24 protein-coding genes and 3 pseudogenes are annotated in these 20,970 nt (G+C 40.3%); 7 read left to right on the top strand and 20 right to left on the bottom strand.

Features of this window, described 5'->3' with window-relative positions; translation table 11 throughout:
* Positions 1–61: 61 nt before the first annotated feature.
* The 8 genes from CSV80_RS17440 to CSV80_RS01130 all read right to left on the bottom strand — a co-directional run bounded on the left by CSV80_RS17440 (position 62) and on the right by CSV80_RS01130 (position 4,630).
* Complete coding sequence (locus tag CSV80_RS17440) at positions 62–229, bottom strand: hypothetical protein (RefSeq protein ID WP_155979529.1); 168 nt, start codon at positions 227–229, stop codon at positions 62–64.
* A 9-nt stretch (positions 230–238) separates the two neighbouring features.
* Positions 239–1,138: a stage III sporulation protein AE gene (locus tag CSV80_RS01160; RefSeq protein WP_029054555.1), complete on the bottom strand. Its 900-nt coding sequence runs from the start codon at positions 1,136–1,138 to the stop codon at positions 239–241.
* 35 nt (positions 1,139–1,173) lie between these two features.
* Positions 1,174–1,551, bottom strand: a complete 378-nt coding sequence (locus tag CSV80_RS01155; protein WP_083030713.1) for a stage III sporulation AC/AD family protein — start codon at positions 1,549–1,551, stop codon at positions 1,174–1,176.
* Complete coding sequence (locus tag CSV80_RS01150; protein ID WP_029054553.1) at positions 1,552–1,761, bottom strand: hypothetical protein; 210 nt, start codon at positions 1,759–1,761, stop codon at positions 1,552–1,554.
* Positions 1,762–2,050: 289 nt separating this feature from the next.
* Positions 2,051–2,608 carry an elongation factor P gene (efp, locus tag CSV80_RS01145; protein ID WP_029054551.1) on the bottom strand — a complete coding sequence of 186 codons (558 nt, stop codon included), beginning with the start codon at positions 2,606–2,608 and terminating at the stop codon, positions 2,051–2,053.
* A gap of 24 nt (positions 2,609–2,632) precedes the next feature.
* Positions 2,633–3,694: a M24 family metallopeptidase gene (locus tag CSV80_RS01140; RefSeq protein WP_199083907.1), complete on the bottom strand. Its 1,062-nt coding sequence runs from the start codon at positions 3,692–3,694 to the stop codon at positions 2,633–2,635.
* Positions 3,688–4,134 carry a type II 3-dehydroquinate dehydratase gene (aroQ, locus tag CSV80_RS01135; RefSeq protein ID WP_099669244.1) on the bottom strand — a complete coding sequence of 149 codons (447 nt, stop codon included), beginning with the start codon at positions 4,132–4,134 and terminating at the stop codon, positions 3,688–3,690. The genes CSV80_RS01140 and aroQ overlap by 7 nt, the downstream gene beginning before the upstream one ends.
* Positions 4,135–4,204: 70 nt before the next feature.
* Positions 4,205–4,630 (bottom strand): hypothetical protein, encoded by a 426-nt coding sequence (locus tag CSV80_RS01130; RefSeq protein ID WP_029054548.1) that lies wholly within the window; start codon positions 4,628–4,630, stop codon positions 4,205–4,207.
* A gap of 122 nt (positions 4,631–4,752) precedes the next feature.
* Here CSV80_RS01130 and CSV80_RS01125 point away from each other — a divergent pair, with 122 nt between their 5' ends.
* Complete coding sequence (locus tag CSV80_RS01125) at positions 4,753–5,742, top strand: DUF1385 domain-containing protein (protein ID WP_099669243.1); 990 nt, start codon at positions 4,753–4,755, stop codon at positions 5,740–5,742.
* A 118-nt stretch (positions 5,743–5,860) separates the two neighbouring features.
* On the opposite strand, the gene CSV80_RS01120 is transcribed toward CSV80_RS01125, so the two are convergent.
* From CSV80_RS01120 to CSV80_RS01085, 8 genes and pseudogenes are all read right to left on the bottom strand, one after another.
* Complete coding sequence (locus CSV80_RS01120) at positions 5,861–7,288, bottom strand: carbon starvation CstA family protein (RefSeq protein WP_099669242.1); 1,428 nt, start codon at positions 7,286–7,288, stop codon at positions 5,861–5,863.
* Between the two features lie 235 nt (positions 7,289–7,523).
* A pseudogene (locus CSV80_RS01115) lies at positions 7,524–8,642 on the bottom strand (vitamin B12-dependent ribonucleotide reductase); the annotation flags it as partial.
* 211 nt (positions 8,643–8,853) lie between these two features.
* Complete coding sequence (locus tag CSV80_RS01110) at positions 8,854–9,333, bottom strand: HNH endonuclease (RefSeq protein ID WP_099669240.1); 480 nt, start codon at positions 9,331–9,333, stop codon at positions 8,854–8,856.
* Positions 9,334–9,419: 86 nt separating this feature from the next.
* Positions 9,420–10,058: pseudogene (locus CSV80_RS01105) on the bottom strand (vitamin B12-dependent ribonucleotide reductase); the annotation flags it as partial.
* A 252-nt stretch (positions 10,059–10,310) separates the two neighbouring features.
* A complete protein-coding gene (locus CSV80_RS01100) occupies positions 10,311–10,790 on the bottom strand; it encodes an endonuclease domain-containing protein (protein WP_099669238.1) in 480 nt (159 codons plus the stop codon).
* Positions 10,771–11,190 (bottom strand): hypothetical protein, encoded by a 420-nt coding sequence (locus CSV80_RS01095; RefSeq protein ID WP_099669237.1) that lies wholly within the window; start codon positions 11,188–11,190, stop codon positions 10,771–10,773. The genes CSV80_RS01100 and CSV80_RS01095 overlap by 20 nt, the downstream gene beginning before the upstream one ends.
* Positions 11,191–11,264: 74 nt before the next feature.
* A pseudogene (locus CSV80_RS01090) lies at positions 11,265–12,080 on the bottom strand (ribonucleotide reductase N-terminal alpha domain-containing protein); the annotation flags it as partial.
* Positions 12,081–12,244: 164 nt separating this feature from the next.
* Positions 12,245–13,078 (bottom strand): lipoate--protein ligase family protein, encoded by an 834-nt coding sequence (locus CSV80_RS01085; protein WP_099669235.1) that lies wholly within the window; start codon positions 13,076–13,078, stop codon positions 12,245–12,247.
* A 175-nt stretch (positions 13,079–13,253) separates the two neighbouring features.
* Here CSV80_RS01085 and CSV80_RS01080 point away from each other — a divergent pair, with 175 nt between their 5' ends.
* The 3 genes from CSV80_RS01080 to CSV80_RS01070 all read left to right on the top strand — a co-directional run bounded on the left by CSV80_RS01080 (position 13,254) and on the right by CSV80_RS01070 (position 15,579).
* A complete protein-coding gene (locus CSV80_RS01080) occupies positions 13,254–13,604 on the top strand; it encodes a rhodanese-like domain-containing protein (RefSeq protein ID WP_369802795.1) in 351 nt (116 codons plus the stop codon).
* Positions 13,605–13,664: 60 nt separating this feature from the next.
* On the top strand, positions 13,665–14,930 hold the full coding sequence (locus CSV80_RS01075; RefSeq protein WP_099669234.1) for an ATP-binding protein: 1,266 nt from the start codon (positions 13,665–13,667) through the stop codon (positions 14,928–14,930).
* Between the two features lie 484 nt (positions 14,931–15,414).
* Positions 15,415–15,579 (top strand): aspartyl-phosphate phosphatase Spo0E family protein, encoded by a 165-nt coding sequence (locus CSV80_RS01070; protein ID WP_099669233.1) that lies wholly within the window; start codon positions 15,415–15,417, stop codon positions 15,577–15,579.
* Here the strand turns inward: CSV80_RS01070 and CSV80_RS17720 are convergent.
* The 3 genes from CSV80_RS17720 to CSV80_RS01060 all read right to left on the bottom strand — a co-directional run bounded on the left by CSV80_RS17720 (position 15,503) and on the right by CSV80_RS01060 (position 16,812).
* The gene (locus CSV80_RS17720; protein ID WP_233208462.1) at positions 15,503–15,754 is read right to left on the bottom strand and encodes a hypothetical protein; all 252 of its coding nucleotides are present in this window, start codon (positions 15,752–15,754) and stop codon (positions 15,503–15,505) included. The genes CSV80_RS01070 and CSV80_RS17720 overlap by 77 nt on opposite strands.
* On the bottom strand, positions 15,751–16,299 hold the full coding sequence (locus CSV80_RS01065) for a DUF7010 family protein (RefSeq protein ID WP_099669232.1): 549 nt from the start codon (positions 16,297–16,299) through the stop codon (positions 15,751–15,753). Before CSV80_RS01065 ends, CSV80_RS17720 begins: the two co-directional genes overlap by 4 nt.
* A gap of 87 nt (positions 16,300–16,386) precedes the next feature.
* Positions 16,387–16,812 (bottom strand): DUF1801 domain-containing protein, encoded by a 426-nt coding sequence (locus CSV80_RS01060; protein WP_099669231.1) that lies wholly within the window; start codon positions 16,810–16,812, stop codon positions 16,387–16,389.
* Between the two features lie 484 nt (positions 16,813–17,296).
* Between CSV80_RS01060 and queC the strand changes: the two genes are divergently transcribed.
* From queC to queF, 3 genes are read left to right on the top strand one after another with little or no spacing between them, the layout of a single operon-like run.
* The gene (gene queC / locus CSV80_RS01055) at positions 17,297–17,962 is read left to right on the top strand and encodes a 7-cyano-7-deazaguanine synthase QueC (protein ID WP_099669230.1); all 666 of its coding nucleotides are present in this window, start codon (positions 17,297–17,299) and stop codon (positions 17,960–17,962) included.
* Positions 17,962–18,513: a VUT family protein gene (locus CSV80_RS01050; protein WP_099669309.1), complete on the top strand. Its 552-nt coding sequence runs from the start codon at positions 17,962–17,964 to the stop codon at positions 18,511–18,513. The genes queC and CSV80_RS01050 overlap by 1 nt, the downstream gene beginning before the upstream one ends.
* A 14-nt stretch (positions 18,514–18,527) precedes the next feature.
* Positions 18,528–19,016 carry a preQ(1) synthase gene (queF, locus tag CSV80_RS01045; RefSeq protein WP_099669229.1) on the top strand — a complete coding sequence of 163 codons (489 nt, stop codon included), beginning with the start codon at positions 18,528–18,530 and terminating at the stop codon, positions 19,014–19,016.
* Positions 19,017–19,633: 617 nt separating this feature from the next.
* Here queF and CSV80_RS01040 read toward each other — a convergent pair.
* Positions 19,634–20,950 (bottom strand): GntP family permease, encoded by a 1,317-nt coding sequence (locus tag CSV80_RS01040; protein WP_099669228.1) that lies wholly within the window; start codon positions 20,948–20,950, stop codon positions 19,634–19,636.
* Positions 20,951–20,970: the final 20 nt, after the last annotated feature.

The following is a 20,970-nucleotide window of genomic DNA, read 5'->3' as shown; positions in this document are numbered from 1 at the left end:
TCCATCACCATCTCAACGTGAATTGACTAAAACGAATTCTACATTTGCATAATATGTAGCGTCACAGTAACTTATGACTCGCGAATTGTAGAATATATTGCAAAATCCATATGCCAATCGCTACTTTACACAAAGGAATAAACAGTCTTTCCATCTCATAGCTCGCTAGCAATTGAATAATTAGAGCAAGGACTACCAAATTTGCCAGCCCCAATAAAAATACTTCCATACACTCGCCTCATTTCCCGAACGTCATGAGTTTAATGAACGTCACAATGAAAATCGTCGTATAAATGAAAGCGAATGTCAGCAAAAACGAAATGGCGCATAACACAAACAACGTACGGCCAATATCGTCCAGTAACCCGCATACTTCCTTTTGCGAAAACGGTTCAATGATTGCCGCCGTCCACCTGAATAAAAAGGCAATACATAGAATCCTAACCGCCGGCAATAGCGCAACGGTCCAGATGGATACGAGCAGCCAAATACTCATATAAGCCGTGGCACCGGAAGAATAACGGCCGATCGACCCAAGCGTATCGGTCAACAATGAACCGATGACAGGAATATTATTCTTAATCAGCTCTTTTAACGGCTCATTCAAAGCTCCGTTCATCGTCCAAGACAACGCACCACCCGCTGTAATGAAAATGGAATACGCTGCAACCATGGCAGAAACAAACGCAAGCAATGACGTACGCAATAAATCCGCCATTCTCGTGAAGGCAATTTCCGGCACCAACCGCGTAAAGATGTCAAACAATAGCGCCGTCAATAGCACTGGCAACAGGAACTTATCTGCAAAAACGACAGCCCCTTGCGCAAATAACAACATAGCGGGTTGGAAATTCAAGACGCCAAACGTTGCACCGGATGCCAAAATCATCGCGGCAATTAACGGGTACATTCCAAGGAATAAAGAAGCAATCGTATGTGTGATGACTTGGATCTGTTCGAAACTTTCCCTAGCCGGTTCAATTAACAACACTAAAATGAGGATGAGCAACAGAAACCTCGTCCACTTTTGAAACGCTGGAAGAAAGAAATCGACAAGAGAAGCAATGAGCAACATAATGAGCAACAAGAAAAATGGTCCGATGATACCCGCAATACTTTCCTGCAGAAAATTCAGCATAGATGCCTCGTCCATTCATTAATGTTAGGATTCGTTCACCAGGGAATGAACGCGTGAATCGTCTCGATCAATTGCGTGATATACGGCAGCCACAATGTCATGATGACTACTTTCATGCTGGTCTGAAACAGCTGCCCGTATGCCCCGTACCCCTCGTCTTTCATCTGAAGCGACAGAACCTCCGCTACATAATACAGACCTGCACTCACCACTAGTAGTGTCGCATAAGGCGACGGTAACTTATCCGTCAACGCTAACAATGTCGACCCGAAAGGTACAAGGACCGTGAACAATACATACACCGTGACCAGTAAGAATAGTGCGGTATACAGAATGGGATGCAGGGCAGGTGCAGCAAATGAAAGCAAAAGCAGCAAGAGATACACGACAAATAATTGAAAGAGAATTGCCATTTACATCGCCATGGATAGCCAGCTAAAGAATTCCGTGATCTCTGTGAAGAATATTCTAAGGAACATCAGCAACTCGATCGAGATGTACAGGTATGCTAAGAAAAATAGGAAAAATGAGAACTCCTTCTTGCCTGTTTGCTCGAAGAACACGTGAAGTACCCCTATCACCAATCCGACGCCGGCGATGCGCAATAAATCATTCAGTTCCATCCCGCTACGCCTCCTCCATAGTCCACTCTATGAAGCTTGGGTCGGAGATATGCAAAATTTAAAAGTATAGAGGACATTGTGGATTGAAAGAGCTAGGAAGGAGTTTGTGTTGGTGTGGGGATTTCAAGTGCAAAAATGTGCTCCCAAGGAAAGCGTCCCCAACTGGCGCTTCAATCCCCTCGTACTCTCCACTATCTTACTTTGTCTAAAGAATGTGCTTTTGATCTTAAACTTAATTCCACGCAAAAAAAGATGTCCCATTACCGGGACACCCTTGATACGTATTTCATTATGCGCGGGAAACGTATTCCGCTTCTTCTGTGTTGATGATCAACATGTCACCTTGGTTAACAAAGAATGGCACCTGTACGACAACGCCAGTTTCCATCTTAGCTGGCTTAGAACCGCCACTAGCTGTGTCACCTTTAATCCCAGGCTCTGTTTCAGCTACTTCAAGCGTAACTGTTACTGGCAATTCAACGCCCAGTACTTCTTCTTTATACGTGATCACATGAACTTCCATGTTCTCTTTCAAGAACTTCAGTTCATATTCAAGTTGCTTTTCAGATAGTTCGATCTGCTCGTATGATTCGTTATCCATAAATACGTGCATATCTCCGTCAGCATATAAATACTGCATTTTACGGTTGTCAATTTGTGCTTTCTCTACTTTTTCTCCCGCACGGAATGTCTTTTCATTGACGTTTCCTGAGCGAAGATTACGCAGTTTCGAACGAACGAATGCTGCACCTTTACCTGGTTTTACGTGTTGGAAATCCATTACACGCCAAATGTCACCATCAACTTCGATTGTTAGTCCTGTACGAAATTCGTTTACTGAAATCATTCGTATTCCTCCAATTTTAAGCGATTATAAAATAAGCAGTTCTTTAGTAGACTTTGTCAAACGTTCATTACCTGTTTCTGTGATCAGTATATCATCTTCAATACGCACGCCGCCTATTCCAGGAAGATAGATTCCCGGTTCCACTGTTACTGCCATATTCGGTTCTAGCACTGTTTTAGAGCGGAACGATAAGGCTGGAGCTTCGTGAACTTCCATGCCGATCCCATGACCTGTTGAATGTCCGAATGCTTCACCATAGCCTTTAGACTTGATATAGTCGCGTGTAATTGCGTCGGCTTCGATTCCTGTCATGCCGGGCTTAATCTGTTCTACACCCAGTTCTTGGGCGCGTAACGTGACTTCATAGATTTCACGAAGTTTAGCTGAAGGCTCGCCGATCGCAACTGTTCTCGTAATATCAGAGATATACCCATTATAGAGGGCTCCGTAATCCATTGTAACTAAATCACCAGTCTCAATCACTTTATCAGATGCTACCCCATGTGGTAAAGCCCCTCTTTCACCAGAAGCGACAATTATGTCAAATGAAGAGGAAGTCGCGCCTTGTTTTCGCATGAAAAATTCCAATTCATTGGCGATTTCCAACTCCGTTTTACCCGCTTGAATGACCGAACAAATATAGACGAATGCCGCGTCTGCGATTGCTGCCGCTTGCTTTAATACTGTGATTTCTTCCGGTGTCTTGATTAAACGCAGCTTCTCTATTAAACCAGCGACAGGCACTAGTTTTACTTTTACATGTTCGTTATACACTTCAAACTGGCTGTAGCTAAGATCTTCTTTTTCAAAGCCAAGTGTCACGATCTTCATTTCTTTCACTTGATTCGCAACTTCCTGAATCATCGTGCCTGTGTGCTGGACAATACGATAGCCAGACAGTTGGTCATTGGCCTGCCCCATGTAACGGAAATCGGTAATGAACACTGCATCATCTTGCGAAACAATCGCGGCCCCTGCAGATCCCGTGAAGTTCGTCATATAGCGACGATTGTAAGGATTTGTGATGACTAATGCATCGAGTTGCTGTTCTTTCAATAATTTTCTTAATTTCTCTATTTTCAAGATGGTCTCTCCTCTCGTTTTAACAAAAACGCTTGGAAGGCGAGATCGTAGCCCGCTGTTCCAAAACCACAAAGCTGTCCTGCCGCTACAGGCGCAATGACAGACGTGTGTCGGAACTCTTCGCGAGTATGTATGTTTGAGATATGGACTTCAATTACCGGAACGGAAATAGAAGCGATCGCGTCACGAAGCGCAATGCTGTAGTGTGTAAATGCGCCTGGATTAAAGATGATCCCATCAATTTCCCGATCTCCTGCATCATGAATGTAGTTGATAAGCTCGCCTTCTATATTGGATTGAAAGCATGAGAGCGTGATGTCTGATTCATTTGCCATACGCTGAATTCGGTCTTCTATATCCGCAAGTGTCTCTGCACCGTAAATATCCGGTTCTCTTTTGCCTAGCCGGTTTAAGTTTGGACCATTTAAGAGCAACAGTTCCATTATAATCCTCTCCCACTCATTTTTCTTCCTATTCTAGCACAATGAGTTAGCAGGACATACTAATACTGTTCTAGCCGAACGTTTTTTTCATGTAGACAGAGGTTCCAATGACAAAACGGAAGATCATCGCGAACAGACAAGCAAATGGTATCGATATTTTTTTAATGAATTGTGTCATCGTCAAATCCGCTTTAACGTGGATCATCCATTCAATGAATATAATCACGATGATTGTGACGATCAGTGAAGATAGAGTCGGTGGTACCTTAAACGTCAAACGCGCAATAAAGTACAGGATAAAGAACAGCAAAAAGCAGATCACCCCTAATAGCACCCACTTGAACCAACCAGGAAACGTCGTAAACATATGAAGTTTTTTTGTCCAGCCAATCGGCGACCACTTTATAAATTTAAAAACTTGTAGGAATTTCAGTGAAATTATAGATAGTACCGCAGCCATAATAGCTGTCCAGACATGCGTTGTAGTAATTTTCATAACAATACCTCCCATTCCAGTGTCGGGTTATTTGCACATTTTTAAACATCTCAATGGTGCAACTTCACTTTTTTTAGTACAATAGGAATATCGTTTCTTACGACAGAAAGCGTGGGTATGTTATGAGCCAACAGAAAACTCCTCCAGCATACGGAGGTCAAGCACTTATAGAAGGTGTAATGTTCGGTGGAAAGAAAGATACGGTAACAGCAATTCGCCGGAAAGATGATTCGATCGAGTACTACCATGTACCGAGAGAATCACATCCTGTACGCACTAAATTAAAAAAGATCCCTTTAATCCGCGGCATCGTCGCATTAATTGAATCGGCCGGTAATGGTTCTAAGCATTTAACGTTTGCGAGTGATCGCTACGACGTGATGCCTGGTGAAGAAGAGGAACATGCAAAAGAAGAAGAGACGTCGAAACTCGTAATGATTCTTGGAGTGGCGGCTGTCGGAGTGCTATCATTTATTTTTGGTAAGTTCGTCTTTACACTCGTTCCTGTTTTCTTAGCAGAGTTATTCCAATCCGTAGCACCTAGCAAAACAGCACAAATTATGATCGAAAGCTTCTTTAAGCTGTTCTTGTTGCTAACGTATATTGGGTTAATTTCCATGACGCCGCTGATCAAACGCGTTTTCCAATATCACGGTGCTGAGCATAAAGTCATCAATAACTACGAGAGTAATATGGAAATGACAGTAGAAAACGTACAGTCACAATCTCGACTGCATTATCGTTGTGGTAGTAGTTTCATTTTGTTTACGGTGATCGTCGGGATGTTCATTTACTTCTTAGTGCCAACTGATCCACTGTGGTTGCGCGTCCTTAATCGTATTCTATTGATTCCTGTAGTCCTCGGCGTGTCATTTGAAGTATTGCAGTTAACGAACGCAGTGCGCAACGTACCGGTACTTCGTTATCTAGGCTACCCTGGACTTTGGTTGCAATTACTGACAACAAAAGAGCCAGACGACAAGCAAGTAGAAGTGGCCATTGCTTCTTTCGAAAAGTTATTGGAAGTGGAAGAACACGGAGTAGGTGTGTTGAACCCTCAAATTGCAGTAGAAACTGACGAAGCGAAAGAGCCGAAACCTCTTCTTTCATAACAGTAAACAAAGAGCCTCGAATGTGTTTTCACACGTGTTCGAGGCTCTTACTTTTATACAAAAACTAGATGAGAGTAAAAAGAGCCCTTAGCACATTCGCTAAATGAGCCCTTTCTTTTTATTGTTCGCTTACAATCACCGGAACTTGTTTCGCTTGAATAACCTTCAACAAGTAAAACACTCCAATGGCACCTGATACTACAATTCCTGTGCCAACCGATACAGCGTAATCAAGATGTAGACCTTCAGGAGCATACATCCAGTATGTCACGACGACTGCAGTCATGAACATTGCAGGAATTCCTGCAATCCAATGTGCTCGTTTTTCTCTAATTAAGAAAGATGTAGCCGTCCAAAGCATGACGGCAGCTACTAATTGATTCGTCCCGCCAACATAACGCCACAAGAACGAATAATCAATGGTCGATAGATAGAACATCGGTACACCTAACAGCAATGTTGTAGCCAGAATGACCCATTTTTTACTAGGGTTCAACCATTTCGATGTCGCTTCCGTGAAAATCATACGCGCCGAACGAAGAGCAGTATCGCCCGTTGTAATTGGCAAAATAATCACACCTAAAATAGCTAACATTCCGCCGAATGAACCAAGCAACGTGCTCGATATTTCATTTACAGCACCTGCAGGACCACCCGCAGCGAGAGCACCTTGTAGTCCTGCCGTACCGCCAAAGAATGTCATTCCAGCCGCAGCCCAGACCATCGCAATGACGCCTTCTGCAATCATTGCGCCGTAAAACACTTTACGGCCTTCTGATTCTTTTTTCATCGTTCTAGAAACAATTGGACTTTGCGTACAGTGGAAACCAGAAATCGCTCCACAAGAGATCGTCACCATCAGCAATGGCCAAATAGGTAATTCTCCAGGGTGTAAGTTCTGCAACGTTAAATTCGGAATTTTCTCAGGTCCAAATAATAACGCGCCACCGATTCCAACTGCCATAACAATCAAAACCACTCCAAACACAGGATATAAACGACCAATGATTTTATTGATTGGTAAAATAGCCGCTAACACAAAGTAACCAAATATCATAATAAGAGACACAATAAATGAAAGCGGTGTAATGGATGAAATAAGTTGGGCTGGCCCAGCAGTAAAGGCAGCCGCCACTAGAACCATTAGTACAACGGAAATCACATTGATGAAACGTCTAGCGATATCGCCCAAATACTCCCCTACAATTTTAGGAAATTGCGCACCGCCGTGTTTTAAGGATAACATTCCAGAAAAATAATCATGGACGGCTCCTGCAAAAATACTACCGAACACGATCCAAATGAATGCAACCGGTCCATATAATGCACCTGCAATCGCGCCGAATATCGGACCTAAACCTGCGATGTTCAATAATTGAATCAACCAACCTTTCCACCAGCTCATCGGCACATAATCCATCCCGTCAGCCTGTGTATAAGCGGGTGTTTTTCTTGCATCATCAATCACGAATACCTTTTCAACCACTTTCGAATACGTTAGGTAACCAATAATTAGCAAGACGATAGATGATAAAAATGTCAGCATGAAACCCCTTCTTTCTCGTCTTTTAATGTAGTTGTCTGAATGATTACGAATGAATCAAACGATTTTTAATTTAGTATATAATAGTTTGAAAATTATATCAACATAGATTTTTAAAATAATTCAACTTATTAATACTACTTTACATTTTAAGCTAAAGAGTTGACAAACATTACATTTTTATACACAAAAACCCCGAATGCATCTATGAGCATTCGGGAGTTTTCCTACTATATAATTATAGTCCACACTTCAATTGCGCTTGGCAATTCGTACACGTATTACATCCACCGATTTCTTCTACTGTACCTTGTCGGCAAACCGGGCATGTGTCGCCCACTTCTGAACCGATCGTAACGTTAGTAGATCGCAATGCTTGGATGGTATTGACGAGCACGACTTTCGGCTGTTCTGTCACTTCGACTACTTCTTCTGTGTCGGGAATATTATCTTCCGCTTTCAGAGTCAATACTTGTGCATCACGGCTTCCGTCGACGTATACTGTACCGCCTTTTGCCCCGCCTTTATACAATCTCTCATAGACGCTCTCAACTTGCTCCACTGTATAGCCACGCGGCGCGTTAACCGTTTTAGAGATAGAGCTGTCGATCCAGCGCTGAATGATACATTGCACATCCGCATGTGCTTCCGGCGCTAATTCCATTGAAGATATAAACCACTCAGGCAAGTTGTCCGGATCTGCATCAGGATTAGCCTGCAAATACTCTTCTACAATCGCTGCTTTTACTTCAATGAATTTACCCAGACGTCCACTACGGTAGTATGTGAATGAGAAATAAGGTTCTAATCCGGTTGAAACTCCTACCATGGTTCCAGTGGATCCAGTTGGTGCAACTGTCAATAAATGGGAGTTCCTGATTCCGTGTTCCACAATCGCTTCGCGGATATCTTCTGGCATGCGCTTCATAAAGCCAGAATTAATGAAAGCATGACGTAATGCTTTCGTTTCTTCATCCGTTTTACCAATTAGGAACGGGAAACTTCCTTTTTCTTTCGCCAATTCAATCGACTCGCGGTAAGCAGTTGTTGCAATGGCTTCAAATACTTCATCCACTAATTGATTCCCTTCAGGCGATCCGTATTCTTTTTCACAGTAGATGTGAAGATCTGCAAGTCCCATAACGCCTAGACCTACACGGCGTTCACCAAGAGCTTGTACTTTATTTTCTTCAAGGAAGTACGGTGTAGCATCAATGACATTATCTTGCATACGTACACCAGTCCGTACCGTCTCTCTCAACTTTTCAAAGTTAACCGTCTTCGTATTTTTGTCTGCCATCTCAGCAAGATTGACAGCAGCTAAATTACAGACAGAATATGGTGCAAGTGGTTGTTCCAGTTGTTATCCTAAAGGCTTTTTATCCTCTAGTTCTTACAGTTGTCTTCCTGTAAGTTCAGCATACATTTTCACTGTTTTTTATGCAGTGTTGCGGTCTCGTGCCTGGATTATAGTCTGATTAATATCAATCAGGATCACCAGGTATGCGTTGCCCCTGACTAAAAATTTACTTCTAGCCTTCGGTTCGGATTGGCAAGTATAATTAACTTCAAAATCGACTTATATAATCAAGAAGAAATTTTTGAAACTCTTCCATATTTCTAATTCCTTTTAAATTATTACAATCACCGCAGGAAATAGCAATATTATTAATTTCATGTTTCCCTTCTCTTGAAAGTGGTTGCTTATGGTCAAAAACAATATTTTCTCTACTTAGGGGTACCCTGCAATAATGGCAACAAGGATCAGTATCATAAAGTAACTTCAGTTCCATTCCAGAAACAGGCTCAGAGTTAATAATTACCTTTGCAGCAATTCCCGTTTTTCTTCCTTTTGCATTGTTAAAGCTGTAAGATCTAACCCTCCAAAAAGAAATATGATCGTTTTCAGCCCACTTAGCTTTAGAATAAGTTGAATGTTTCTTTTTACATACTTTGCATTGTTGTCTATATCCATCTCTGCTATCTACTCTTTTTTCGAATTCATTAACAGATTTAGTAACACCACAAGTTTTACATGTTTTTTCCATAAGCCCCTCGTCAATTTAGTTTTATTTTAACCATACTATTTCTCAGCTTTCCCGCTTCATCCCGCAATTTTTAACGTGAGGCGAACTTCACCACACGGATTCGTTGCTACAACTTGCTGTCCGTACGCTTTCGCATTCGTGTCGTCATTCGCATTATCAATGAAGAAAATGCCTGGTTCCGCTGAATACGTAGCACAGATATTAATTAAATCCCATAGTGCGCGGGCTTTGATCGTACGATAAACACGAACTTCATGACCTTGACGTTCCCATTCGCGTACGTCGCCAACTTCATGCCACTGTTCGTTATAATACTTCATTTGTTCAGGTGAGTAATTTTCGACTGCCGGGAAACGTAAGTCGTAATCGGCGTCTTCTTCCACCGCTTTCATGAAATCATCCGTTAAGGTTACGGAAATATTCGCTCCTGTCAGGAATTCCGAATTATGAACGGTGTACGTTCCACCATCCTGAAGCTTCAGCTCAGCGTCACGGATGATCGCTGCGTTAAAACCACCTTGACCTGGGATTTGTTTATAGTTTGTGATGCCTTGATACATCGCTTCTTCTTGTGCTGTCAAAGGTTTGAAATTCAATTTCTCATTGGCCAGCTTTTTAATCATTTCATCTTCTGTGTTTTCGATCAAATAGCGCAAAATTCGCGGATTCTGCATTTTGGAGATGATGAATTCATAAATGTCCGGGTGCCAGTTTGATAACATGATCATTTGAGCCATTATGTTACGTTGATACGCTACATCAACTCTCTATGTCACCATAGAGTTCAGACCATATCTTACACCTTCTAGGGGTGTCCTCGCACTTCGAGTTCGCTTGAACCCTACTCTACTCGCTTATGCTGTTTGCATGCTTTCGATGGTCGTTGAACCTTCCTCATAACATTCGCTTTAGAGGCTTGGCTGCTGATTGTCTTTAACCACTTGTTGTTTTCAAGCATTCACGCTCACCGTTTCCAGTCACGTTGTAGCCAACAAGTCATTTATGATGTCTTTCACTATTTCAAAATTATTCAGAATGTCATCTTCCCAAAAACGTTTTATCTCATATCCATTTCTTCTAGCAATTTGATCTTTAAGCAAATCAATTTGAATTCTTTCTAATTGCCAGATTGCAGGTCTTGGATAAAATTTAGGATTTGTATGCCAGTAGTCCCCATCGCATTCAATAATCAAATTATAATCTCTTAAGAAAAAATCAAATTGTCTTTTATCTAGAATAAATGAATATTTATAATTCACTTTCAAAGATATCAGATACGCATCCATCAATTTCTCAATTTTTGTTTTTTGAAATGAATGGTTTTCTAATTGTCTTAGAGTAGCTGCTCTGATTTTTTCAATTGTCTCTTCTGTATAGATGCCAGTCTTTCCACTATTCCATGATGGTGTTCCATTTTTCTTACGAGTTTTTGCCGTTTTAGAAATTATTTTTTTCAAAATGCTTCAATTTATCTTCAGCGGTCATAGTTTTATGCCAGTCAATTATGCTGTTGGATTTTAAGATTTTGGCACATTTCGGACCGCATGTTTTTGTTTTTCTATTTGATGCCTCAAACTTCTTAAAACATATATGGCATTCTAAAGGTAATCCTTTTCCACCACATGACCTACTGCAGTATTTTTTCGGAACACCCCTTCGTAATTGAACCAACTTATCACAAAACTGGTAAGAACACTTTAAAATATTCTCATCATAGAAATGGATTAATAAATATTCATCTAAACTTAAGTAATGATTTGATAAAAGATGCGATGTGAATCTTCCTTGCTTGTTATGTGTGAATACGAGTCCACAAACTTGACACTTCTGTTCAACTTTAGCATCATATTTTTTCACTAGTAACACCCCTATTAAATTTATTGGATGTTAAGCGATAAAGATATCCCAGCAATTCACGAGGTTTATTTATAGACGAGGCACTTCTTTTTACCACGTCTTGATCCGCCCTGCTCAACTAAATGAGTCAACTTCGCAATATCATCCAACCAGGAAACCGATCCGGATGACTTACCGTTGACACCACGCGCCAATGTGTTGCGTGGACGCAATGTCGAACCGTTCGTTCCTACACCGCCACCACGACTCATGATCTCCATCACTTGCTTACGGTGATCGGAAATCCCTTCACGGGAATCGGGTACAAACGGCATCACATAACAGTTAAAGAATGTGACATCCGTATCCGATCCTGCGCCATACAGCACACGACCAGCCGGAATGAAGTTTAATGCCTTCAACTGATCATAGAACATGTTATACGACTGCGTTCTTCGATCTTCCGTCTTTTCAACAGAAGCAAGTCCGGTCGCATTACGTTTCGCAATTTGCTCGTAAAACACTTCGAGTGGCTTCTCTAACACATCAAGGGGACGTGTGATAATACCTTTTTGCTGCTCGTCCATATCGTCAATTGATGAACGATATTCTGGTTCGATCCAGATATCTGCTTTTCCGTTCTCTGTATCAAGGGTCATAATATACCCTAACCCTCGAGCGGGGAACTTTGGATCTTCTCTCACTGTTAGAACGACAAAATCGCCCTCTTTCAGTGTCTTCTTTTCCATATCTTTAAATGAATACCGATCGATCATTACTAGACGAGATACTCCACTATGAGTTAGCTTCATATCCTCCGTAACCGGGTGAACTTGAGGGAACTGCGCAATATCCTCATTCAACTGTTGTTTATCGAGCATCGGTTCGCCTTGCTTCGACATCGTAACCATGTAACATCCTCCTCATAACGCTACAAACACTATATATAGTGTTTGTCTTATTAAATAATCTACTACATATTGAATATTATATCAATCGACATTTACTCTTCCAAAACAGTAAATCATTGATATCGCGACTTTTTGACAAAAAAAATAAAACGAAAGGACCAATTTTATTTTTTAAAATTCCAGTCATTATTCGCATATTTCTCTTTCTCAATCTGATGAACCAAAGCGAGCTGTTCAGGTGTTAATTCTAGCGGTTCCAATACAATATCGAGTGACGTTTCAAATCCTTTGGAAAAGGCTTGTTTGCATTCCTCCACTGAAATCTTTCGATCCGTCAATCGGTCAATCGCAATTGCGCGATCTGGCAACGTTCTACGTACACGTTCTTTCAGTGCAGGTGATGAATACGTGAAAATAGATGTTAATTTATCGACATCCAAGCTCATCAAAATTGCTCCGTGTTGTAATATCACGCCTTTTTGACGTGTTTGCGCACTGCCAGCAACCTTCTTTCCTTCGACGACGAGTTCATACCAGCTCGGTGCATCAAAACAAACACCGCTCTTCGGGCTTCGTAATTGCTCCGTGATGTCTTTATCTGGAATCGAGAACTCCGCCTGAAGTCCAAGATTACGGAATCCTTGCAGCAATCCACCAGAAATCACACGGTATGCTTCTGTTACGGTTTCTGGCATATTGGGATACTGCTCGCTAACAATTACACTGTATGTAAGCTCATGTTCATGCAGGACACCACGACCCCCTGTTGGTCTACGGACAAATCCGAGTCCCAATTCTTGTACTTTCTCCATATCAATATCTTTTTCAATACGTTGGAAATACCCGATGGATAAAGTAGCGGGTTCCCACTCATAAAAGCGTAGAACGGGTCCGATTTCTCCTCTGCTATGTAAGTCAAGAAGCGCTTCATCCAGCGCCATATTGAAGGAAGGACTACATTTTCCAGAGTCTACATAATGCCATACTGCTTTTGTCATAATCTATTCTCCCTCGTCTTTAATACTCCACTTATAGTATAGGAAATCGTCAATGAAAAAAACAATAACGCATTTCATTTTATCATTAGGATTGAACTGATGCCACATAATCTTTATAATAGAGATATTGATAAAGGGGGAAGTTTTTTTGAGTTATTATATTTTGGGAGCAGCTGTGCTCGCGATCATTTTGTATTTCGTCATTACATACATACGGGTCGGAAAAGCATTGACCAGTCTGACGCAAGAAGAGTTTATTAAAGGATATCGCAAAGCACAATTGATCGATGTGCGCGAACCAAAAGATTTCGATGCTGGACATATTTTAGGTGCGCGTAATATTCCATTTACGCAGTTTTCACAACGCTATAAGGAAATCCGACCCGATAAACCTATATATCTTTATGATCAAAACACAAGCCGTACAGGCCGTGCTGCGTTATTCTTGAAGAAAAAAGGTTGTACAGAAATCTATCAGCTACGCGGTGGATTTAAACAGTGGTCAGGTAAAATCAAAACCAAATAATTATCATAGATCCTCCTTTAAAAGGAGGATTTACTTATTTATAAGGAGAGTGTTCTATTAATGAAACCATCTTTTTTAATTCCACTTCAGTCAGCACAGTACGAAAAGCTGACACATTATCAATATTATGGCGTTGTTATTGAAGCAATTCTAGACTCACTGCAGCGACGTTCACCAGCAGATTGGAAAATTATCCAAGTAGATGAATTCGCTTCTTACACAGAAACCATGCTCCCTGAGTTGATTCATCGCAAACAATTGCCTTACGAATCATTAAGTCATATATACGCCACATTACCGACACAAAAGATCCAGCAAGACGAATCTACTACTGCGTTTTCTCTACAAGACACTGAAACAATCGACAATCAGTTACTTTTCTTTCCAGAACATCAAATCGCTATCGCAAACATCAGCTATTATGTCGCAACAGGTTCCACTTGGTCGGAACACACTGTATTCGCTCCATCTGCCACTCACGCGAAAAATTTCATCGAAGCATTGAATCAACTACAGCGGGAAGCGATGAAAACGAATATTACGTATTTAGTGGACACCGAAGAAGGCATAGAAAAAAAGACATATGGCGCTGGCACACAAATTGAGCGTAGTGACGTCCTACTAGATGAAAATTTGAAAAACGATCTATTCCGTTCTATAGATGAATTCTTCCGAGATGGCGGCGCCTTCTTTAAAGAATACGGTCTGCCGTATAAACGAGGGATTTTGCTGTATGGATCTCCCGGTAACGGCAAAACGACGCTCGTTCGTTCTATCACCGGTACAACCGACGCACCTGTCGTCTATTGGCAAATTACGGAATTCACAGGGAGTCATTCGGTACAGGAAGTGTTCAATACAGTCGAACGCCTGGCACCCGCCATTCTCGTAATTGAAGATATCGACTCCATGCCGGAACATATGAGAAGCACATTTCTGAACATCCTGGATGGTGTGCATGTCCGTGACGGCTTATTCATCATCGGGACGACCAATTACCCCGAACGTATCGACCCTGCCCTGATCAACCGAGCAGGCCGCTTTGACAGCACATATGAAATCAAATCTCCGAAACAAGCAGTTCGTAAGCTATACATGGAAAAACTGGATCGTAAAAAGATATTGTCTACAGAACAAGTTGAGGCAATAGCGAAGCAAACAAAAGGCCTTTCGGTATCACAACTGAACGAATTATATATGTCGATTGCACTCACCTACCATTATGAGGCGAACATTCAATACGAAGAACGGATCCGCCAGCTGCAGAAACAGCACAGACAAGCTACTCGGCATGATTGGGAGACCGATTCGACAATCGGTTATTAAAACGCAAAAGAGATTGCCTTAAATTTTTCAAGGCAATCTCTTTTTATTTATCTATTTTCACTCTGAATCACCGATTTTGTAAATTGATTTTTATCCAATTACAGTTAAGTAATTACATATAGTATTCCTTGGTCACATTTAAAAACTTCTATGTTTTGATAAAGCCGCAATTAGTTCAGCCCCCTCTTTCTCATTAAAAAGTAATCCGTAGCTTTATAGAACACAATAGTTTATATCTTCAGTACTTATTTGTGATGGCAAATGTATATTAGTCCCGATTCAGAGAGTTTTAATTTCTTCCTTTACGATTGAATTATCAATCAATATACACATTCATGTCACAATTCAACAACAATATAAAAGTCAGTCAAAATGCGACATACTTTTCATTTCTTGTTGTATATGATAAGAAAGTTGCTTCCATACTAGCAAGAAAACAGCTACATGATTTGAAGCGTAATATATATATTGCGGAGGAATACATATGATGAAAACTGCCCAAAGAAAATTTCTGTTATTTAGAATTGAAGTAAAAAGAATAGTAATGTATAAGAAGGCCGGATTTTTAGGATTTACACATCCAAGCGTTGTAAAAAGCAGCCATAGCCTGGATAATTTATTAAACAAAGTACAAGGGATTTGCCCGTAACTAAAGTAATTAAATCTATGACATCCACAATAATTTCTGAGTAAAAAGACAGTTCCAAAATTGGAACTGTCTTTTCATATTCTCTAACATCCGGGCATTCAGAATATGTTGCTTTACTGAAAAAATATAGATTTTCAATAAAGCGTGGGATATTACTTCCATAAACACAACTCACACTCGCTTCACTGTCTTTCTATAGTCCATATTAAGTGTAATAGTCAATATCAATAAAAACCCTACCATAGAAAAAGAGATCAGCCATAGATTGTCTACATTTGTATACAGACCTAAAAACATTATGCTTATCGCAATAACCGGAGCCGCGATATAATAAGGTTTTGCATTATACAACCATCCATACGCGAAAAAGTGGGCCCCTGTAATAATGGCAAAGATCATCATTGCATTATGTGGGCTTTGTAACATGCTCCAAAAAAGGATTGGAAAATAGATAATCTGTGCTAGATTCAAATATAACCCTAGACTTCCTAAAGCATTATGTTTATATTTCCAATCGGCCTTTAACACATGTGAAATACCAACTGAGAGCGGAAACATCAAACCTGTCGAAAAAAGCATCCATATATTTTTCTGAGTAATTTCGATCGACTGCACAAATATAACGGTAATGATTACCCAAATTACACTGGCAGACAGGAGAAATGAGATCCCATTTCTCCCTTTGATCGATAAATCATTTCTCATTTCATCTATCGTCAAGGAAATCTTCCACCTTTCCCGTTCTCTTGTAAAACAACATGTCTTAACAATGGCAATGACACCTATTACAAATACGCCACTACCTAGTTATTCTTGATTTGGATAGAGCTCTTTTATAAAGAATGCAGATTGTTCTATTAAGCTCTTTAATATCTCTATTTCTATATCCGCTACTTTGTTGATGTATATACACGATGTACCTGTTGTGTATTTCCCGAAATCTTTCAATAATTTTTCACGCTGTTCATTTCCAAGTGTTAAATATAAACTGATTTTCGCTCTTCGTGGAGAAAAACCAACGATTGGCGCATCTCCTTCATGGCCAGAACTGTATTTGTAATGATATTTTCCAAACCCTATAATACTAGGCCCCCACATTTTTGCTTTATATCCCGTTGTTTCAGTAAAGATATCTACTAATGTAAAAGCATCTTCACGTTTTTTAAGTTGATCGATGTTCTCAATAAATTCGATGACACTACTATCGGTTTCGTTTGTTTTTAATTCATACATGGAGCACACTCCGTTCTGAAAAGTTTTTTGTTAATTCATCCCTAGTCCGAATTGATTTCTAACTCATTATTTATCTGCTGCTTCTAATGCAACTAACCATGTACCCCCGAGCGATTACGGATGGTGGCACTGGTATCTCCTATTGAATTAATCGGAAAGAAATAGCGCTGTCGTCCCGCTGACATCATTATCATACATATGCCTTTCTAGTATACACGTATAGCGAAAAATCAATTTCCTACTTGTAAACCAGTGTCCTTTTTATTGCATTCATACAAAATGTTATGAAATAGTAATATAGCTACATCTGTATCAGGTGTCATTAAATATACCAGTAATAGCCAGAATCCTCAATCTACTTGTGATAAGTACAATTCCAGTGTATATTTTAACTACTAATAATCATACGTGTCTTAGCTATATTTAGTTAGGATTCTAAGATTATTACAGAGGGTTCGTAACCATCCCCTCTAAAAACAAAACTATGGAGGAATGTAGAGTGAGTAAAGCAGTTATAGTATTTAGTGGCGGACAGGATTCTACCACTTGCCTGTTATGGGCAATGGGAGAATTCGACGAAGTAGAAACCGTCACGTTTTTGTATGGACAAAGACATAAGTTAGAAGTTGATTGTGCTACAAAAATCGCGAAAGACTTAGGAGTTAAACAAAAATTAATTGAGATGGACGTTCTCAATCAATTAACTTCGAATGCCTTGACCAGAAACGACATGCAAATTGAAGCAGAAGAAGGAAGAGTACCCAATACGTTTGTAGAAGGGCGGAATCATATATTTCTTTCGTTTGCAGCAATCTATGCTAAAACTGTTGGGGCAAATGCAATTATTACGGGTGTAAGCGAAACAGATTTCAGTGGATATCCTGATTGTCGGGATACGTTTATTCGTTCTTTAAATACAACATTAAATTTAGCAATGGACTATCAATTTGATTTGCTCACGCCTTTAATGTGGAAAGACAAAGCGCAAGTTTGGGAATTAGCGGATCAAATGAATCGACTGGAGTATGTAAGAGAAAACACGTTAACTTGCTATAACGGTGTGATTGCCGATGGTTGCCATGAATGCCCTGCTTGTAAGCTAAGAAATGATGGACTAGCGAAATACTTACAAGGGGAACACGTCTCATGATCCGAATTGCGATTTATTTATTATCCATCATTCTTGCCAACGTAATTACAGCACGATTTGCACCACTTGAACTCGGTCCATTAATTATTCCTTACGGTACCTTGTTTATTGGATTGACACTTGTTATGAGAGATATGGTCCAAAATAGATTTGGAAGACATCAAACCTACATATTGATTGGAGTCGCACTCTTATTATCAGCTCTTACAAGTTATTCTTTAGGAGATCAACTATGGGTCGTCTTTGCAAGTACGCTTAGTTTTATTGTTTCAGAAACAGCAGATACTGAAATTTACACACGCTTTAAATTACCTTTTGTAAAGAGAGTATTATTCTCAGGCGTTGTAGCCGGATTTTTAGACTCTAGTTTATTTGTGATCATCGGTATCGGTCCACTCGGCCTTCAATTTGTCCCGTGGGAATTAGTACCTTATGCCATACTAGGTCAATGGGTAGCGAAAGTATTGATGCAGTTAATTGTTGCGGGCGGAATTAGACAAGTTGTCATTAAGTTCAACATATATGAACCAAATATTTCGGAAGTACATTAAAAGGGGAATGAAACATGCCAGTTAACGGTGAAAACAATATAACTTTACTTGGAAATCAACATACGAAATATAACTACGAATATGATCCGGACGTTTTAGAAACATTTGAGAATCAACATCAAAGCAATGATTATTTTGTTAAATTTAATATTCCTGAATTCACTAGCCTTTGTCCAATCACTGGCCAACCGGACTTTGCTACCATATATATATCATATATTCCTGATGTGAAAATGGTAGAAAGCAAATCGTTAAAGCTCTATATGTTCAGTTTCAGAAACCATCCAGGTTTTCATGAAGATTGTGCAAATCTTATTATGAAAGACTTAATTAAATTAATGGAGCCAAGATATATAGAAGTATGGGCCAAGTTCACCCCACGCGGTGGAATTTCGATTGACCCGTATTGTAATTACGGAAAACCTGGGACATATTTTGAACAAATGGCTAAAGAAAGACTGTTTCAACATGATATATATCCCGAGAAGATAGATAATAGATAATTTTTACTGCCAGACACGAAGACAATCCCGATTTGTCACTGTGTCTGGCATTTTTCAGCATTTCTACTATCATTCTTAAATACATATTAAAGCAGAGCTAAATTTCTATACATAACTGCCAGACAAACCGAAAAAACACGATGTACATACCTATGTATACTTTAAATCTACTCCCACCCCTTTTCATTAGAACGTATTCAGTTTATATCCTTGCACCATAAACCAAATGAGGCATTTAGACACTATAAACCGATTAGCGTTGCCAAAACCGGAAACACTCTTTTCACAGCGTCTGACGCAATAGAGGCACCAGATAGTGTATTCGCTAAAAATCACGCTACGTCTAACGACGACTTTGTATTCGCTATTACCCATCAACGTTTTTGGGAGCGAGATATTTACTAATTATTCATAGCATGAAGCGCCACTCTTCATGCGAAGAGTGGCGCTTCTTACTTTTTCTATTATGCTCATAGTACTCTACAAATGACTTAGTAAAACGCTATGAATAATCTTGCCACTCTTTTTAGACTACGCTGTGCCCTACCTATTCTTTTCATTGCCTGGGAAATGTAAAGACCCAACAAACCAAGTTTTAGCTCGTTGGGTTTTCATTATTATAGTCCGATTGAAAACAGAATAACCGCCACTGCAGCACCTAAAATAGGTACAACGACAGACAATGCCCCAAATGCCGGATACGCGTCTTTATGTGTTTCACCAGCAATTGATCGGATCGTTGTGACAACATATCCTCCTTGAGGAAGTGAATCTAACGAACCTGAAGATATGGCTACCGTTCGATGCAATGCTTCGGGATCTACACCTAGGTCTAAATAGTGGGGAGCCAATAGTGGTAATGCGATGGCTTGCCCACCTGACGATGATCCGGTCAAACCAGCGATGACTGCTACTGCAAGCGCTCCACCAATCAGTGGACTTCCTGGAATATCGGTCATGACATTTACTGCAGCTTCGAAAGCCGGTGTCGCCTTGACTACTCCACCAAAACCAACGACCGCAGCTGTATTGGCGATAGCAATTACTGCACCCATCGCACCTTCTCCTACTGCATGACCAAAGTTTTGGAAGTACTTTTTATTCAAAATAAATGTGGCCAATATACCGCCACTTAAAGAAATAATTAATGCAGAGGTACCGAGATAGTTGTGTAACAGTAACGTGATGCCAAGAACTACTACTAATGGGATCATGCTCAGTATCGGATTCGGAAGAGATCTTTGCATATCTACTTCCTTATCCGTATCTCTTGCAATAAACCCTTCTCCTTTAGCGACAGCTTTTGAAATCATTCGCTTCAGCCACCAATAACCAAACAAGAACATGAAGATTGCTACGAAAATACTGACTTCCCATCCTGCATACGGACTCGTACCAAGGAACTCAATCGGAATCCAGTTTTGGATTTCAGGAGATCCTGCAGATGTCATGGTAAATGTTGTAGAACCAAATGCGAGTGCAGCTGGAATGAACCTTCTTGGCAAGTCAGCTTGTTTGAATAGACTTAATGCCATCGGATATACCGAGAACGCAACCACAAACAAACTTACCCCTCCATACGTTAACACTGCACAAGCGATGACAACGGCTAAGGCTGCTCTTTTCATACCAATTTTACTGACAATCCATTGGGAAATACTATCGGCACCGCCACTGTCCTCCATAACTTTACCGAATATCGCACCCGTTAAAAACATTAAATACCAAGAGGCGATAAATCCTGTAAAACCACCCATATAGTTCGTTAAGAAATTCACCGCGCCCTCTTCTACTAACTGTGGGAAAAGCGGGATGCCATTCATAATTGCGATAAACAATGCGGTAATGGGTGCCGCGATGAGAAGGTTCATCCCCTTCATTGTCAAAAAGATTAAGATCGCAAGTCCCCCAAAAAGGCCGATCATTCCTAACATAGTCATTCCTCCTAATTACC

This window comes from Sporosarcina sp. P12(2017) (assembly GCF_002743035.1).
Classification (GTDB): Bacteria; Bacillota; Bacilli; order Bacillales_A; family Planococcaceae; genus Sporosarcina; species Sporosarcina ureae.
This window is presented reverse-complemented; position numbering and strand designations above follow the sequence as displayed.